Raw genomic sequence first — 16,256 nt, forward strand, 5'->3', positions numbered from 1 at the left:
TGCAGTATCGGCAGTCGTGGCCCGGTCTTTAGCCGGGCATGCGTCCATTCGCCGCGCATGTGCGCTGCGTCGCACACGCCAGGCCTGCCTCAGCGCAGCGCGCGGTCCACCGCCTCGGCCATGCGCCGCCGCGAAAGCAGCAGTCCCCGGTAGTTGCCACCCAATTGGCGCCAAAGTACCGCTGCACGCACCGCAGCCAGCAGCAGGGCGCGGATCTCCGACACCACGCCCGCCTGGCCAAGGTAATGCGGGTTGCCCTGGATCATGATCCGCGGCTTCAGCTGGCTGATGGTGTCGGCATACAGGCCGCCCATCGCGGCCAGTACGTCGGGGTGGCTGCTGTCGCCGGTCTGGCGTGCGCGCACGCTCGCCTGCCCGATGCCGGTGGCGACCTTGGCCACGGTGGCGCTGTCGCGGGCGAAACGGCGCTCCAGCTGCAGCACCGCCAGTGCCAGGCGCGGCAGCATTTCATCTTTGCCCTGGTTGCGGAAGTAGTCACGCAGCAGCCGCAAGCCCGGCTCCAGCCGTTGCCGGCCGCCGAACACTTCAGCCGGGGAGTCGGCGTCGACCCGCATCAGGCTGTCCATTGCCGCGCCAACGATGGCCGCTTCGGAATGGCCGGTTTCGGCGATACGGCGCACCTGTTGCAGCGCCTGGGCGATGCCGGCCAATGCCAGTACGCGGTCGTCGATGGAAAAGCTCATGTAGCAGGTACCTTTCAGGAAGAGGTGGATGCGCCCAGCCGCTGTTCCAGCGGCGCATCGGTCGTGGCGATCACCGCGCCGCCCAGACATTGCTGGCCGTCATACAACACCAGCGATTGCCCCGGGGTGACCGCCCGTTGCGGGCGCTCGAAGCGCACCTGCAGGCTGCCATCATCGCCGACCTTGACCGTGCAGGGCTCATCGGGCTGGCGGTAGCGGGTCTGGGCGGTGCACTGGAACTCCGCGGCCGGTGCCGTGCCGGCAATCCAGTGCATGGTTTCCGAGCGCAGCCGGGTGGATTGCAACCACGGACTGTCGTGGGACTGGTCGACATAGAGGATGTTGTTGGCCACGTCCTTGCCGACCACGTACCACGGCGCCGCCGGGCGCCCGCGGACGCCGCCGATATTCAGCCCCTCGCGTTGCCCGAGGGTGAAGTAGAAAACCCCCGGGTGGGTGGCGATGACGTTGCCTTCGGGGTCATGGATCTCCCCGCTGCGGGCCGGCAGATACTGGCCGAGGAATTCACGGAAATCACGTTCGCCGATAAAGCAGATGCCGGTCGAATCCTTCTTCGCGTGCGTGGCCAGGCCGGCCTCGCGGGCGATCCGGCGCAGGTCGCTTTTCTGCAGTTCACCGATCGGGAACAGGGTGGCCGCCAGCTGCGCCTGGCCGAGCTGGTGCAGGAAATAGCTCTGGTCCTTGCCACGGTCGGCGCCGCGCAGCAGTCGCCACCGGCCCCGCTGCTGGTCGATGCGGGCGTAATGGCCCGTGGCGATGCGTTCGGCTCCCAGTTCGCGGGCGGCCTCCAGGAAGTGCTTGAACTTGACTTCGCGGTTGCAGAGCACATCGGGATTGGGCGTGCGCCCGGCCGCGTACTCGGCCAGGAAATGCTCGAACACGCCTTGCCAGTATTCGTTGGAAAAATCACGGAAATGAAACGGGATACCCAGCCGGCCGCACACCGCCACGGCGTCGCGGCGGTCTTCCTCGGCGCGGCAGTGGCCGCTGCCGTCGTCGGCCCAGTTCTGCATGAACAGTCCGGCCACCGGTAACCCCTGCTGTACCAGCGTCAATGCAGCGACCGACGAATCGACCCCGCCGGACACACCGACCACGATTTGCGGCGTACTCATGGCAGCTGTTTCAGCAGTGACAGCGGATAGCGTTGCCCGCCCAGCCAGTCTTTGACCACCTGCCACACCAGCGGGCTGCGCAGGCGTGCGGACTGGGCCTGCAGCGCAACCGGGTCCAGCCACAGGGCCTGCACGATGCCCTTGTCCAGCGGCTGCGCGGGATGGTGGCGGAGCGGCTCCCCGGCGAAAGCAAAACGCAGGAACGGCGTGCCGTCGGACGCGGTCCACTGGTAGCTGCCGATAAGGCTGGTCAGCTGCACCTCCCAGCCGGTCTCTTCGAGGGTTTCACGCATTGCCGCCTGGGCCAGGGTTTCCCCCGGCTCCAGGTGGCCCGCCGGCTGGTTCAGTAGCCGGCGGCCGCCTATTTCTTCTTCCACCAGCAGCAATTGCCCGGCGCGTGAGACGACGGTGGCCACGGTCACATGCGGCGCCCAACGCCGGGACTGCACTGCGTTCACGTCAAAACTCGTCCTTGGAAGTCAGTTCCAGCTCCATCGCATCGGCGCTGCGGATGGCGGCATCGATCGCGTCGCTGAGCACCTCGGCGCTGGCGTCGGCATCGATCTTCACCACGAACATGGCGGTTTCGCCCTGTTTCACCCAGCCGCCGAGCTTGCTGGTATTGGCGTCCTCCAGCAGCCGGTTGGCCACCGGGGCAGGGAATTGCGGACCGGGAGAACGGTACGCGGGCGACCATACTTCACGGATATGGTGGTTGCCGAAGGTTTCCACGGACGAACGGACGAATACCAGCTGGGTGCGGCCCTCACCCACCGCGTAGACCAGCTTGTAGTCGCCATCTTCATCGACTTCATACTCGTATTTGAGCGCATCCAGCAGGCGGCCCACGACGCGATCGGGCGTGTTGGCGCTGGCAACGCCGGCGGCACCCCATAGGGAGGCCAGTGCGAGCCCGAGTGCGATTTTTTTCATGCGTCCCCTGCAGGAAGGTGGATTACCGGTGAATTGTGCGGGGGCAGGGGGGCGCGCGTCCAATGCCCGCTACTGCGGAGCCGGTATAATTGACGGATGCCTCATAAGACCCAACAAGACATCGAACACGGTGTGCTGGTTGCCCCCGGCAAGCCGGAAGTCGCGCCACCGCCGCTGTACCAGGTCATTTTGCTCAATGACGACTACACCCCGATGGATTTCGTGGTGCTGGTGTTGCAGAACTTCTTCTCCATGGATCTGGAACAGGCCACGCAGGTGATGCTGCACGTGCATACCCGCGGCCGCGGGATCTGCGGGGTGTATACCCGCGAAGTGGCCGAGACCAAGGTGGCCCAGGTCAACGAATTCTCACGGATGAACCAGCATCCGCTGCTGTGCACGATGGAAAAGGCCTGAGCGCAGGCGGTCAGGCCGTGGTGAGGGCGCGGCCGCGATCAGACGCCGGCCCTGGCATGCAGGCATCGTGCATTTGCCATCATCCGGCACCGGCGATGACGTGGTGCACAGGGGGGGTCCCGCAGCTGGCAGGTGACCGTCGTGCCACGTCCAGCCGCAGGAATACCGACGTCCAGCGAACACACCTGCTCCGGCCATCATGCGGCCTTTCAGGTAACCACTTGCGCAGGCTTGCCGGCCATCCCAGGGCGCGAGCGTTTCCATCAACATGATGTTGTGGGAATTGATCTGCTGTGTTCCAGCAGTGCCGCCCAGCCGACGGCGCTTGGGCGCCCGTAGGCAAGCCGTTCCGTCAGCGGCCTTCCGCGGCGCGGATGGCCGCCGACGCACGGCGACCGTCTGAAAAGGGCCCTTGGCTCGGGCTTTGGAATAATTCCGGCAACCCCAATGACAGGGGGAAGGCAAAGTGTCGGTTGCTAACGCCGCCTAAACGCGCCTATCCGGTAGGGTGATGGAAATTGTGAACTCAGGCCTCATATTGTTGGCAACCGCCGTCGGAGCAATCCATGTTCAGTAAAGATCTCGAGCAAACCATCGGCCAGTGCTACAAGCGCGCCCGTGAGGCTCGTCATGAGTTCATGACGGTCGAGCACCTGTTGCTTGCCCTGCTGGAAAACCCGTCTGCGCAGGCTGTGCTGAAGGCCTGCGGAGCCGATCTGGACCGCCTGCGGCATGATCTCGAACAGGCGGTGGAAACCTCGGTTTCGCGTCTGGCCGACGATGACGGCCGCGACACCCAGCCCACCCTCGGGTTCCAGCGGGTGTTGCAGCGGGCCGTGTATCACGTCCAGTCTTCCGGCAAGAAGGAGGTTACCGGCGCCAATGTGCTGGTGGCCATCTTCGGCGAGAAGGACTCGCATGCCGCCTATTACCTCAACCAGCAGGATGTGACCCGGCTGGATATCGTCAATTATCTTTCCCATGGCATCGCCAAGCTGGGCGAGGACGGCGAAGTGCCGCCGGCTGCCGATGTGGAAAACCATGCCGAAGCCGGCGAGGGCGAGTCCAAGGGCGACGCGCTGGCCGATTACGCCAGCAATCTCAACGAACTGGCGCGGGCCGGGCGGATCGATCCGCTGGTGGGTCGCCGCGATGAAATCGAACGCACCATCCAGGTGTTGTGCCGTCGCCGCAAGAACAACCCGCTCTATGTCGGCGAGGCCGGAGTGGGCAAGACCGCCATCGCCGAGGGCCTGGCCAAGCGCATCGTTGATGGCAGCGTGCCGGAAGTGCTGGCCGATGCGGTGATCTATTCGCTGGACCTGGGCGCGCTGGTGGCCGGCACCAAATACCGCGGTGATTTCGAGAAGCGCCTGAAGGGCGTGATCAGCGCGCTGAAGAAAATCCCGGGCGCGGTGCTGTTCATCGATGAGATCCACACCATCATCGGTGCGGGTTCGGCCTCGGGCGGCACCATGGATGCGTCCAATCTGATCAAGCCGGCGCTGGCCTCGGGCGAACTGCGCTGCATCGGTTCGACCACGTTCCAGGAATACCGCGGCATCTTCGAAAAAGACCGGGCGCTGGCACGACGCTTCCAGAAGATCGACATCGTCGAACCGACCGTGGGCGAAACCTACGAAATCCTGCAGGGACTCAAGCCCAAGTATGAGGCGCATCACAGCGTCACCTACGCCGACGAAGCGTTGCAGGCGGCGGTGGACCTGTCGGTCAAGCACATCGGCGACCGGCTGCTGCCGGACAAGGCGATCGACGTGATCGACGAGGCCGGCGCACGCCAGCGGTTGTTGCCGGAGGACCAGCGCAAGGCGCTGATCGACGTCGAGGAAATAGAGATCATCGTCGCCAAGATGGCGCGCATTCCAGCCAAGCAGGTCAGCGCCACCGACAAGGATGTGCTCAGGCACCTGGAGCGCAACCTCAAGATGGTTATTTTCGGCCAGGATGCGGCCATCGAGACGCTGTCCTCGGCGATCAAGCTGGCGCGTTCGGGGCTGGCCAATCCGGAAAAGCCGATCGGCAACTTCCTGTTCTCGGGGCCCACCGGTGTCGGCAAGACCGAAGTGACCAAGCAGCTGGCGCTGCAACTGGGCATCGAGCTGGTGCGGTTCGACATGTCCGAATACATGGAGCCGCATTCGATCAGCCGCCTGATCGGCGCGCCTCCGGGCTATGTCGGCTTCGACCAGGGCGGCTTGTTGACCGAAAAGATCGTCAAGACGCCGCATTGCGTGCTGCTGCTTGACGAGGTGGAAAAGGCGCATCCGGACATCTTCAACATCCTGTTGCAGGTCATGGATCGCGGCATCCTCACCGATACGAACGGGCGCGAGGCGAATTTCAAGAATGTGATCCTGGTGATGACCACCAATGCGGGGGCGGCGCAGGCCGCACGCCGTTCGATCGGGTTCACCCGTCAGGACCATGCCACCGATGCGATGGAGGTGATCCGCAAGAGTTTCACTCCGGAATTCCGCAACCGCCTCGATGCTGTGGTGCAGTTCCAGCCGCTGGGTTTCGAACACATCCTGCGGGTGGTGGACAAGTTCCTGATCGAGCTGGAGATGGTGCTGCAGGAGAAGCATGTGAGCCTGTCGGCAACGCCGCAGGCCCGCGATTGGCTGGCCCAGCACGGCTTCGACCCGCTGATGGGCGCGCGCCCGATGGCGCGGGTGATCCAGGACAAGGTCAAGCGTCCGCTGGCCGACGAGCTGCTGTTCGGCAAACTGGTGGGCGGCGGCAAGGTCAGTATCGACGTGCGCGACGGCGAACTGGTGGTGGAAACCGAAGCGGAGCCGGAGCGGTTGCTGCCGGCAACGGTCTGACCTGCGCCATGGCAATACGGGAACGGCGGCTTCGGCCGCCGTTTTTCTTTGGCGGCAACCGTGAGTGCTCCTGCGACATCGCCGCGCTCTGCATGGCCGCGACTTGGCGTTGCCCATTGCAGGGCGGCGGGCGGCAGTTGTGTCAAAAAAACCGCGATCCGCAGCCGGCGGAAGTATTCCGCGCACGCAAAAAAGCCAGCGCTAGGCTGGCTTTTTTTGAGTCACCCGATACCGCTTACTTCATGCGGTAGGTGATCCGCCCCTTGGTCAGGTCGTACGGCGTCATTTCAACTTTGACGCGGTCGCCTGTCAGGATGCGGATGTAGTTCTTGCGCATACGGCCGGAGATATGGGCAATGATTTCATGCCCGTTTTCCAGTCGTACCCGGAAGGTGGTGTTGGGCAACGTCTCGCTGACGGTGCCTTCGAACTCAATGGAGTCGTCTTTCGACATGTAGTCCTGTGCGGTTCTGCGGACGGCCGTTGGGCCTTAAGAGCGCATATTTTACGCGTCTTGGCGCGGGGATGCAAAGTTTACGTTAACCGGCGGCGGCATCGGCCAGCCGCGCGGCCGGAAATTCGCCAAAGCGGGAGGTCCACCGCGCAGGTGTCTCCGGCAGGCGCACCAGCCGCCCGACCTCATCCAGGAAGCGGTCGCGGGGCCAGTGGGTGGCACCCATTCGCAACAGGTGGGCGTTTTCGACCTGGGCATCGATCAGCGGCCAGCCCCATTGCCGCAGGCGCAGCGCCAAGGCGGCCAGCGCCACTTTCGAGCCACCGCTGGCGCGGCTGAACATGCTCTCGCCGAAGAACATCCGGCCGATGGCCACACCGTAGATGCCGCCAACCAGGCGCTCGCCCGCGAATACTTCGACTGAATGCGCGTGCCCAAGATGATGCAGGGCGGCGTAGGCCTGCAGCATCTGCGGTGTGATCCACGTCCCCAGCTGGTCTGGCCGTGGCGAGTCGGCACAGGCCTGCATCACCTCGACAAAGGCGGTATCCGCGCGCACCTGCCAGGGACTGGAGCGCAGGCTGCGGCGGAACCGCGAGGACAGGTGGACGGCGTCGGTCCGGAACAGCATCCGCGGGTCCGGCGACCACCACAGCAGCGGCTGTCCTTGCGAATACCACGGGAAAATGCCGCCGGCATAGGCATTGAGCAGGCGCACCGGGTCCAGGTCGCCGCCGACGGCCAGCAGCCCATCCGGCTCACGCAGGGCCAACTCCGCCGGCGGGAATGGCGCGTCCGGCGCATCGCCCAGCCGGAACGGCAATCGCGAAGTCATGGCGACCGGTCCGCGCCGGTCTTGAAGGGCGAATGTTGTTGCAGGGTGGTGGCGTAACGTCGGATGTCGGCCACTTCCTGTTCGCACCATGGCGCCAGTGCGCGGCGGAAATCCGGGTGGGCGATCCAGTGGTGGCTGTGCACGAAGGTGGGCAGGAACCCGCGCGCCAGCTTGTGTTCGCCCTGGGCGCCCGGCTCGAAGCGGGTCAAACCCTCGCGCAGGCAGTATTCGATGCCCTGGTAATAGCAGGTCTCGAAATGCAGGCCGGGCAGGGCCGCCCCGCCCCAGTAGCGCCCGTACAGGGTGTCGCCGCCGCGCAGGCACAGCGCACCGGCGATCGGCAGGTCGTCCTGCATGGCCAGGAACAGCACCAGATTGCGCGGCATCGCTGTTGCCAGGTGGCGCAGGAACGGCAACGTCAGCGCCGGGGAATTGCCGTATTCGATGAAGGTCTGCAGGTAGAAGCGGTGCATCGCCTGCAGGTCCGCGTCGCTGGCCTCATCGCCGTGGACGATGCGGAAGTTGATGCCGCTGCCGGTGACCTTGGCCCGCTCCTGGCGGATGTTCTTGCGGTGCTTGTGGTCCATCGCAGCGAGGAACGCGTCGAAGCTTTTCCAGCCGGCGTGGTTGTGCCAATGGAACTGCACGTCCGTGCGCGCCAGCCATTCAACGCCGAAATCGGCAGTCTCCGCGCCGGTGTGGAAATTGATGTGGGCCGATGACAGCCCCTGTTGTGTGGCCTGTTCGATGATCGCGGCCAGCAGCTGTCCGCGATCGGCCGGGGTACGCGCCAGTAGACGCGGGCCCGTGACCGGCGAGTAGGGCACCGCGCCGAGCCACTTCGGAAAATAGTCCAGGCCGTGGCGGGCATAGGCGTTGGCCCAGGCGTGATCGAACACGAACTCGCCATGCGAGTTGGTCTTCAGATAACCGGGAGCCGCGGCCACCGGTTCACCGTTGCGCATGATCAGCAGATGCCGTGGAGTCCAGCCCCATTCGGTCCGCAGGCAGCCATGCCGCTCCAGCCCGGTCAGGAACGCATGGCTGATGAAAGGCTGGCTGCCGTCGTGCAGGGAATCCCACGCATGCGACGGCACTTGATCCAGCGAGTCCAGCCAGCGGATGGAGCTCATCCGGGCATACCCGATGCGCGATGGCAGAAGAATGCGCCCGGAAAGGATCCCTTCATGGCCGCGTCGGCCTCAGCCCTGTTCGTCGAGAAAGCGTTCCGCATCCAGTGCGGCCATGCAGCCGAAGCCGGCCGAGGTGATGGCCTGGCGGTAGTGCTGGTCGGCCACGTCGCCGGCGGCGTATACGCCTTCAACCGAGGTCATGGTGGCGTTGCCGCCCAGGCCCGAACGGATTTCCAGGTAGCCGTTGTTCATCGCCAGCTGGCCGTCGAACAGGCTGGTGTTCGGGTGGTGGCCGATGGCGACGAAGAAGCCGTGCGCCTCGATGTCGCGGGTGCTGCCGTCCAGCGTGGACTTCACGCGCACGCCGGTGACGCCCATGTCGTTGCCCAGCACCTCGTCCACCTGGTGGTGCCAGACGGTCTCGATCTTGCCGGCCTCGACCTTGGCGAACAGTTTGTCCTGCATGATCTTTTCCGCCTTCAGCGTGTCGCGGCGGTGCACCAGGTAGACCTTGCGGGCGATGTTGGACAGGTAAAGCGCCTCTTCCACGGCGGTATTGCCGCCGCCGACCACGACCACGTCCTGGTCTTTGTAGAAGAAGCCGTCACAGGTGGCGCAGGCCGAGACGCCGCGACCCTTGAAGGTCTCTTCCGACGGAATGCCCAGGTATTTGGCGGTGGCGCCGGTGGCGATGATCAGCGCGTCGCAGGTGTACTGGGCGCTGTCACCGGTCAGGGTGAACGGGCGCTTGGACAGGTCGGCGGTGTGGATGTGGTCGAACACCACTTCGGTTTCAAAGCGCTCGGCATGGGCCTGCATGCGCGTCATCAGGTCCGGCCCCATCAGGCCGTGGGCGTCACCCGGCCAGTTGTCCACTTCGGTGGTGGTCATCAGCTGGCCGCCCTGCTGCAGTCCGGTGACGACCAGTGGCTTGAGATTCGCGCGGGCGGCGTAGACCGCGGCGGTCCAACCGGCGGGGCCGGAGCCCAGGATCAGCAGGCGGGTGTGCTTGGTCGGGAGGCTGGAAGTGCTCATGTATACTCGCGAAAGTCGGGATTGGCGGCACGATCGGGGAGTTCCGCAACCGTCCGGGCAGCCATTAGAGTGGCGGTCGGATCAGGGCGAATCAAGGCGCATGAATGGAACTGCGCGGGCCGTCGGCTTGCGTGCCCTGCGTTGGCACCGTCTCGTTGCTGTTGTCCGGCGGGTTTTTGACGATCGTGCGCTCCGTGCAGTGCCTTGGCTGTCGAAAGCGGATGAAACCCGGCGATCTGTCGTTTAATATCAACCACTAACCGTGCATTTTTAAGGTCTGGTCAAAGGTGGCGAAACAGGTCCCGGAACGTGGCAAAACCCCCAACGCCAGCGCCTCGGTGCGCAAGTCGGCTGCGGCGGGAACTGACAACTCCAACCGGCAGCGTCTGTGGCGCGACCTGGCGCTGATCGCCATCGCGCCCTTGCTGCTGTACCTGCTGGCCAGTCTGGTCACCTATTCGGCCAATGATCCCGGCTGGTCGCAGACCGGCAGCGTGGTCGCGCCGGTCAACAACATGGGCGGGCGGGTCGGCGCGTGGCTGGCCGATGTGCTGCTGCAACTGTTCGGCTACGTGGCGTTCCTGTTGCCGCTGGTGCTGGGTGCGCTCACCTGGCTCGCCCTGTTCGGGCTCAACCGCGATGACCGCGGCGACAATGATCTGGCGCCCGCCTTGCGACTGGTCGGTATTGTCGGTTTCCTGATCGCGGCTACCGGCTTCCTGCACCTGCGCTTTTTCACGGCCGATGTGGCCAGTGCCGGCGGTATTCTCGGCCGCCTGGTCGGGCGCTCGTTGACCGTCGGCTTCGGTCCGCTGGGCAGCAACCTGTTCGTGCTGGTGCTGCTGCTGGCGTCGATCACGCTGGCCACCGGGCTGTCCTGGTTCGCGGTGATGGAACGCATCGGCAAGGGCGTGCTGGCGCTGGGCCCGTTGCTCAACAAGAAGAAGGAACAGGCCAGCGAGTGGCAGCAGACCCGCGCCCTGCGCGAGGAACGCGAAGAAGTGCGCAAGGTCGATGCCGTGGTGCGCGCCAAACGCGAGCCGGTGAAGATCGAACCGCGCCCGGAGCCGGTGATCGAAAAGAGCGATCGCGCCAAGCGCGAGACCCAGATCCCGATGTTCCAGGGCGTCAATGGCGATGGCTCGGACGTGCCGCCGCTGGCGCTGCTGGATGATCCCAAGCCGCAGGCCAAGGGCTATTCGGCAGAGACGCTGGAAACCCTGTCGCGGCAGATCGAATTCAAGCTCAAGGACTTCCGCATCGACGCGGTGGTGGTCGGTGCCTATCCGGGCCCGGTGATCACGCGCTTCGAGATCGAGCCGGCACCGGGCGTGAAAGTCAGCCAGATCAGTTCGCTGGACAAGGACATCGCCCGCGGGCTGTCGGTCAAATCCGTGCGCGTGGTCGACGTGATCCCGGGCAAATCGGTGATCGGTCTGGAAATCCCCAACGTCAGCCGCGAGATGATCTTCCTGTCCGAGCTGCTGCGCTCGAAGGAATACGACAAGTCGGCCAGCGTGCTGACCCTGGCGCTGGGCAAGGACATCGCCGGCCGCCCGACGGTGGCCGACCTGGCGCGCATGCCGCACCTGCTGGTGGCCGGTACCACCGGCTCGGGCAAGTCGGTGGCGGTCAATGCGATGGTATTGAGCCTGCTGTACAAGGCCAGCCCGAAAGAACTGCGGATGCTGATGATCGACCCGAAGATGCTCGAGCTGAGCGTCTACCAGGGTATCCCGCACCTGCTGGCGCCGGTGGTCACCGACATGAAGGAGGCCGGCAATGGCCTGCGCTGGTGCGTGGCCGAGATGGAACGCCGCTACAAGCTGATGAGCGCGGTGGGCGTGCGCAACCTGGCCGGCTTCAACAAGAAGGTGAAGGACGCCATCGACGCCGGCCAGCCGATGATGGACCCGCTGTTCAAGCCGAATGCGGAAATGGGCGAGGCGCCGCGGCCGCTGGAGACGCTGCCGTTCATCGTCATTTTCATCGACGAATTCGCCGACATGATGATGATCGTCGGCAAGAAGGTCGAAGAACTGATCGCGCGGCTGGCGCAGAAGGCGCGTGCGGCCGGCATCCACCTGATCCTGGCCACCCAGCGCCCCTCGGTGGACGTGATCACCGGCCTGATCAAGGCCAACATCCCGACCCGGATCGCCTTCCAGGTCAGCTCCAAGATCGACTCGCGCACCATCCTCGACCAGTCCGGCGCCGAGGCGTTGCTGGGCAACGGCGACATGCTCTATCTGCCGCCCGGCACCGCGCTGCCTGATCGTGTGCATGGCGCGTTCGTCTCGGATGAAGAAGTGCACCGCGTGGTCGAGCACCTGAAGGCCAGCGGCCCGGTCGATTACATCCCCGGCGTGCTGGACGAGGTGCAGATGATGGGCGACGGCACCGTCGTCGGCGCCACCGGCCTGCCGGAAAGCAGCAGCGGCGGCGGGGATGAATCCGATCCGCTGTACGACGAGGCGCTGCGGATCGTCACCGAAACCCGTCGTGCCTCGATTTCCGGCGTGCAGCGTCGTTTGAAGATCGGCTACAACCGCGCCGCGCGTCTGATCGAGGCGATGGAAGCGGCCGGGGTGGTCAGCTCGCCCGAGCACAACGGCGACCGCACGGTGCTGGCACCGCCGCCACCGAAGTGATGTCCCGCGTGCCGGCCACGCGCGGGCGAGGGAAGGGCGGTGGTTTGAATCCGCATCCGTTCCCGGCAGCGTGCCGGGCTGCCGGGCTGCCGGGCATGGATTCACCCCCGCTTCCGTCTCCTTGTCACCCATTCAGTTTTACCCGGGCACACTTGTTGCCAGCCTTCGCTACCGGTTCTGCCAACGCCATGAACGCATTCCTCCGCCATAGCTTCATCGCCGCCACCTTTTTCGGCATCAGCCTGCTTTCCGGCACTGCCGCAGCCGGTGCACGCGACGACCTGAAAACCTTCACCACGGGCCTCAAAGGCCTCGATGGCCAGTTCTCGCAGCAGGTGTTCGATTCGCGCGGCAAACTCAAGGAAAGCTCCAGCGGCCGTGTCGCGCTGTCGGCGCCGCGCCTGTTCCGTTGGGAATACGTGCGCCCGCATCCGCAGTTGATCGTGGCCGATGGCAGCAAGGTCTGGGTGTACGAGCCGGACCTGGAGCAGGCGACCGTGCGGGCACAGGGCGAAGAAGAGCAGAACAGTCCACTGACCGCGCTGATCAATCCGGCATTGCTGGACCGCCAGTACGACGTCAGCGAAGAAGCCGTGGCCCGTGATGGCCTGCAGTGGTTGTCGCTGACGCCGAAGGTGAACACCGAAGCCAGCTTCGATTACGCCGCACTGGGCTTCAACCAGAGCGGGTTGGCGCGGATGGAGGTGGTCGACATCGTCGGCCAGCGCACCGTCATCAACTTCACCGGCTGGAAGCGCAATCCGGCGTTTGCCGCGGGCACCTTCCGCTATGCCCCGGGCAAGAATGTCGACGTGGTGGGCGAGCGCTGAGTAGGGCAGCGCGCCCGACGCCTGTAGCGCTGGCCGCCGCGATAGAATGCCGGGGTGGCCAGATCCAGAACCTCTTCATTTGACACGACGCCCGACCTGTTGAGCGTGGACCGGGAAAGCATGCGTCCGCTCGCCGAACGCATGCGGCCGCGCACGCTGGACGAGATGGTCGGGCAGAAACGCCTGCTCGCGCCTGATACCGCCTTGCGCCGCGCCGTGGAATCCGGGCGCGTGCATTCGATGATCCTGTGGGGCCCGCCGGGCTGCGGCAAGACCACGCTGGCGCTGCTGCTTGCACGCTATGCCGATGCCGAATTCCGCGCCATTTCCGCGGTGCTTTCCGGCTTGCCGGAAGTGCGGCAGGTGTTGGCCGAGGCCGCGCAACGATTTGCCGAAGGCCGGCGCACGGTGCTGTTCGTCGACGAAGTGCATCGCTTCAACAAGGCGCAGCAGGATGCGTTCCTGCCCCATATCGAACGCGGCACCATCGTCTTTGTCGGTGCCACGACTGAAAATCCCTCGTTCGAATTGAACTCGGCCTTGCTCTCGCGTTGCCGCGTGCATGTACTCGAGCCGGTGTCGGCGGCCGATATCGTCGAAGCGCTGCAACGTGCCCTGGACGATCGCGAGCGTGGATTGGGCGGGGAGGGCATCCGCGTTGACGATGCGTCGTTGCTGGAGATCGCCAGTGCCGCCGACGGCGATGTGCGGCGCGGACTGACGCTGCTGGAAATCGCCGCCGAACTGGCCACGGGCGAGGGCGGACAGATCACTTCGCAGACCTTGCAGCAGGTGCTGGCCGATCGCACCCGCCGCTTCGACAAGGGCGGCGAACAGTTCTACGACCAGATCTCGGCACTGCACAAGTCGGTGCGCAGCTCCAATCCCGATGCGGCGCTGTACTGGCTGACGCGCATGCTTGACGGCGGTTGTGATCCGGTTTATCTGGCACGGCGGCTGACGCGCATGGCGATTGAGGACATCGGCCTGGCCGATCCACGTGCGCAGACGATGGCGCTGGAAGCCTGGGACATCTACGAGCGCCTTGGCAGCCCGGAAGGTGAACTGGCGTTCGCGCAACTGGTGCTGTACCTGGCCAGCACCGCCAAATCCAACGCCGGCTACGCCGCGTTCAATCTGGCCAAGACAGAGGTGCGTGAAACCGGCACCCAGGAAGTTCCGTTACATCTGCGCAATGCGCCTACCCGGTTGATGAAGAACCTCGGTTACGGCAAGGACTACCAGTACGACCATGATGCCGAAGGCGGTATCGCGCTGGATCAGACCGGTTTTCCCGACGCCATGGGTGAGCGCATCTACTACCGTCCGGTGGAGCGCGGGCTGGAGATCAAACTCAAGGAAAAGCTGGATCGCCTGCGTAGCGCCCGTGACCAGGCGCGCGCGACGCTCCCGCCAAAGTGAATGTGCCTGCGGTTTCGCTGGCGACTTCATACCGCCAGCGAAACCGGTCATTCGCGCCCCGTGGTTTTCAAACAGGTAAAACGCAGACGATGAATCCCACGGCAACATTGCTGGAATGGCAGCAACTGGGGTTGGTGATGGCCGGTGGCGCGCTCGGCGCAGGGATCCGGTTCCTCGTCGGCAACTCGATGTTGCGCGGCTTGGGCGCCGGATTTCCATGGGGAACGCTCAGCGTGAACCTGGTCGGTTCCTTTGTGGCCGGTTTCCTGATGGTCTGGCTGCAATCACGCGGCAACGCGGGAATCTATCTGCGCGCGTTCTTGATCATCGGATTGGTGGGAGGGCTCACCACGTTCTCCACGTTGATGATGGAGACCCTGATATTCGCCAAGACCGCAAGGGGCGCTCTGGTGCCGACCTATCTGGGCATCACGCTGGCTGCCGGACTGTTGCTGGTGTGGTTGGGGTCCAGGGTGGCTGAAGTCATCAAGTAATTTACATAATATACATTATGCGAAAAAGTGGTACTTCCCTTGGTGTTGCGTGGAAGGCCGCTTTTAGCTCCTTTTGACCGCAACAGTAAGAATGATTAATGGTACAAATTAGGTTACTTGGTTTGTTAGGATCTGCCTGTGCTCTGCCTGCTTACAGATCCTCTGGTTCCAAGCTCGCTACGCGGTGCCTTGCTTATTGATGATGTTCAAAGGTTGCCACGCTACTGGGCTGGTGTTTGGGCTTTGATGGCCAACCACGACCTCGCCGCATCCAGCCAGATCAAAAAACTTCGGTACATCGAGAATCTGTACGGTCATGCCGACCGCCTGTTTGGCAGCCATGCGCTAGATGACGCGTTGGGCAGTCTGAACGATGCTGTGCTCGCCGACATCCTGGAGTCCTGGTTCATATCGATCCGAAATCAACCGTCCGTGGGCCCAGCGGATGAGTCGCGCTGGCGAGCTGGGCATGGATTCGTCGTATCGATCGTTACTTGGTTGTCCAAGACAACCCTCTCGACCGACCGCCTCCGACAGATCGAGGCCGGACTACATCGCTTGTCCCATCTGTACGGGCAACTGCACATCCGTCAAAGCAGGCACACGAACCAGGTCAGATCGCTGCCGGCGAGCGTAGTCCAGGCGTTATACGAAATCCTGGACCCATCATCTGCCAGCAATCCCTTTCCACGCAGGCATACCCGGTGGCTCGCCTTCGTGGCCTTCCTGTTGATGCTTCACCAAGGCCTTAGACGCGGCGAGTTACTGCTCCTTAGCGCGGACGTGATCAAAAATGCCTTTGACGAAAGACAGCAGCGATCCCGTTGCTGGTTGGACGTGCAAGAAAGCCAATATTCCGACGACGATGATGATCCGAGGTACTCCAAGCCCAGCATCAAGTCGGCGAGTTCGGTCCGTCAACTGCCGGTGAGTGACGCGATCGCTGGGCTGATCCAAACCTACGTCGAAAACTATCGAGGAAAGCCAGGTCACGCCTTCCTGCTGAACACACAGCAAAACAGACCGTTGTCGACAGAATCAGTGACGAAGATGTTTGCAAAGATATCCGCCTGCCTGCCGCCGTCGATCCGCCAAGAATTGAAGGATCGCAGCGGAAAATTGTCCGTCACACCCCATGACCTCCGCCACACGTGCGCCGTGGTGCGGCTGAATCAATTGCTCCAGCAAGGGGACTCGATGGACGAAGCCCTACAGAAGTTGCGCGCCTTCTTCGGTTGGTCTAGAGAGTCACAGATGCCAGTTCGCTACGCCCGAGCAGTTTTTGAAGATCGCCTCTCGTCAGTCTGGAACGATGCGCTAGATGAGAGAGTTGCCGTTCTAAGAGCGATCCCGTCCTAGGCCACGC

Annotated in this window: 15 protein-coding genes; 7 read left to right on the forward strand and 8 right to left on the reverse strand. The window is 64.0% G+C overall.

Annotation, left to right across the window (positions count from 1 at the left end):
• Positions 1–89: 89 nt before the first annotated feature.
• Genes hflD through QZH66_RS06650 form a run of 4 tightly spaced genes read right to left on the reverse strand, consistent with a single transcriptional unit; the run spans position 90 to position 2,773 of the window.
• Complete coding sequence (hflD, locus tag QZH66_RS06635) at positions 90–704, reverse strand: high frequency lysogenization protein HflD (protein WP_305805170.1); 615 nt, start codon at positions 702–704, stop codon at positions 90–92.
• Between the two features lie 14 nt (positions 705–718).
• Positions 719–1,840 carry a tRNA 2-thiouridine(34) synthase MnmA gene (gene mnmA, locus QZH66_RS06640; RefSeq protein WP_305805171.1) on the reverse strand — a complete coding sequence of 374 codons (1,122 nt, stop codon included), beginning with the start codon at positions 1,838–1,840 and terminating at the stop codon, positions 719–721.
• Positions 1,837–2,298, reverse strand: a complete 462-nt coding sequence (locus tag QZH66_RS06645) for an NUDIX hydrolase (protein ID WP_305805172.1) — start codon at positions 2,296–2,298, stop codon at positions 1,837–1,839. The genes mnmA and QZH66_RS06645 overlap by 4 nt, the downstream gene beginning before the upstream one ends.
• A 1-nt stretch (position 2,299) precedes the next feature.
• Positions 2,300–2,773, reverse strand: a complete 474-nt coding sequence (locus QZH66_RS06650; RefSeq protein ID WP_305805173.1) for a YbjN domain-containing protein — start codon at positions 2,771–2,773, stop codon at positions 2,300–2,302.
• A gap of 96 nt (positions 2,774–2,869) precedes the next feature.
• On the opposite strand from QZH66_RS06650, the gene clpS reads away from it, so the two are divergent.
• The gene (gene clpS, locus QZH66_RS06655) at positions 2,870–3,190 is read left to right on the forward strand and encodes an ATP-dependent Clp protease adapter ClpS (RefSeq protein WP_305805174.1); all 321 of its coding nucleotides are present in this window, start codon (positions 2,870–2,872) and stop codon (positions 3,188–3,190) included.
• 566 nt (positions 3,191–3,756) lie between these two features.
• Complete coding sequence (clpA, locus tag QZH66_RS06660; protein WP_305805175.1) at positions 3,757–6,036, forward strand: ATP-dependent Clp protease ATP-binding subunit ClpA; 2,280 nt, start codon at positions 3,757–3,759, stop codon at positions 6,034–6,036.
• A gap of 235 nt (positions 6,037–6,271) precedes the next feature.
• Here the strand turns inward: clpA and infA are convergent, their stop codons facing one another.
• The 4 genes from infA to trxB form a co-directional block, all read right to left on the reverse strand.
• Positions 6,272–6,490: a translation initiation factor IF-1 gene (gene infA, locus QZH66_RS06665; RefSeq protein ID WP_005409596.1), complete on the reverse strand. Its 219-nt coding sequence runs from the start codon at positions 6,488–6,490 to the stop codon at positions 6,272–6,274.
• A gap of 85 nt (positions 6,491–6,575) precedes the next feature.
• The gene (gene aat, locus QZH66_RS06670) at positions 6,576–7,325 is read right to left on the reverse strand and encodes a leucyl/phenylalanyl-tRNA--protein transferase (protein WP_305805176.1); all 750 of its coding nucleotides are present in this window, start codon (positions 7,323–7,325) and stop codon (positions 6,576–6,578) included.
• Positions 7,322–8,458 (reverse strand): GNAT family N-acetyltransferase, encoded by a 1,137-nt coding sequence (locus tag QZH66_RS06675; RefSeq protein ID WP_305805177.1) that lies wholly within the window; start codon positions 8,456–8,458, stop codon positions 7,322–7,324. The genes aat and QZH66_RS06675 overlap by 4 nt, the downstream gene beginning before the upstream one ends.
• A 69-nt stretch (positions 8,459–8,527) precedes the next feature.
• Complete coding sequence (gene trxB, locus QZH66_RS06680) at positions 8,528–9,493, reverse strand: thioredoxin-disulfide reductase (protein ID WP_305805178.1); 966 nt, start codon at positions 9,491–9,493, stop codon at positions 8,528–8,530.
• A gap of 287 nt (positions 9,494–9,780) precedes the next feature.
• Here trxB and QZH66_RS06685 point away from each other — a divergent pair, with 287 nt between their 5' ends.
• From QZH66_RS06685 to QZH66_RS06705, 5 genes are all read left to right on the forward strand, one after another.
• Positions 9,781–12,144, forward strand: a complete 2,364-nt coding sequence (locus QZH66_RS06685) for a DNA translocase FtsK (protein WP_305805179.1) — start codon at positions 9,781–9,783, stop codon at positions 12,142–12,144.
• A gap of 188 nt (positions 12,145–12,332) precedes the next feature.
• On the forward strand, positions 12,333–12,974 hold the full coding sequence (gene lolA, locus QZH66_RS06690; protein ID WP_305805180.1) for an outer membrane lipoprotein chaperone LolA: 642 nt from the start codon (positions 12,333–12,335) through the stop codon (positions 12,972–12,974).
• A 120-nt stretch (positions 12,975–13,094) separates the two neighbouring features.
• The gene (locus QZH66_RS06695; protein WP_305805181.1) at positions 13,095–14,396 is read left to right on the forward strand and encodes a replication-associated recombination protein A; all 1,302 of its coding nucleotides are present in this window, start codon (positions 13,095–13,097) and stop codon (positions 14,394–14,396) included.
• 89 nt (positions 14,397–14,485) lie between these two features.
• Positions 14,486–14,890 carry a fluoride efflux transporter CrcB gene (gene crcB, locus QZH66_RS06700; RefSeq protein WP_305805223.1) on the forward strand — a complete coding sequence of 135 codons (405 nt, stop codon included), beginning with the start codon at positions 14,486–14,488 and terminating at the stop codon, positions 14,888–14,890.
• Positions 14,891–15,136: 246 nt separating this feature from the next.
• Positions 15,137–16,249, forward strand: a complete 1,113-nt coding sequence (locus tag QZH66_RS06705; RefSeq protein ID WP_305805182.1) for a site-specific integrase — start codon at positions 15,137–15,139, stop codon at positions 16,247–16,249.
• Positions 16,250–16,256 lie beyond the last annotated feature (7 nt).

This window comes from Stenotrophomonas sp. YIM B06876, assembly GCF_030711595.1.
In the GTDB taxonomy this organism is placed as follows: domain Bacteria; phylum Pseudomonadota; class Gammaproteobacteria; order Xanthomonadales; family Xanthomonadaceae; genus Stenotrophomonas.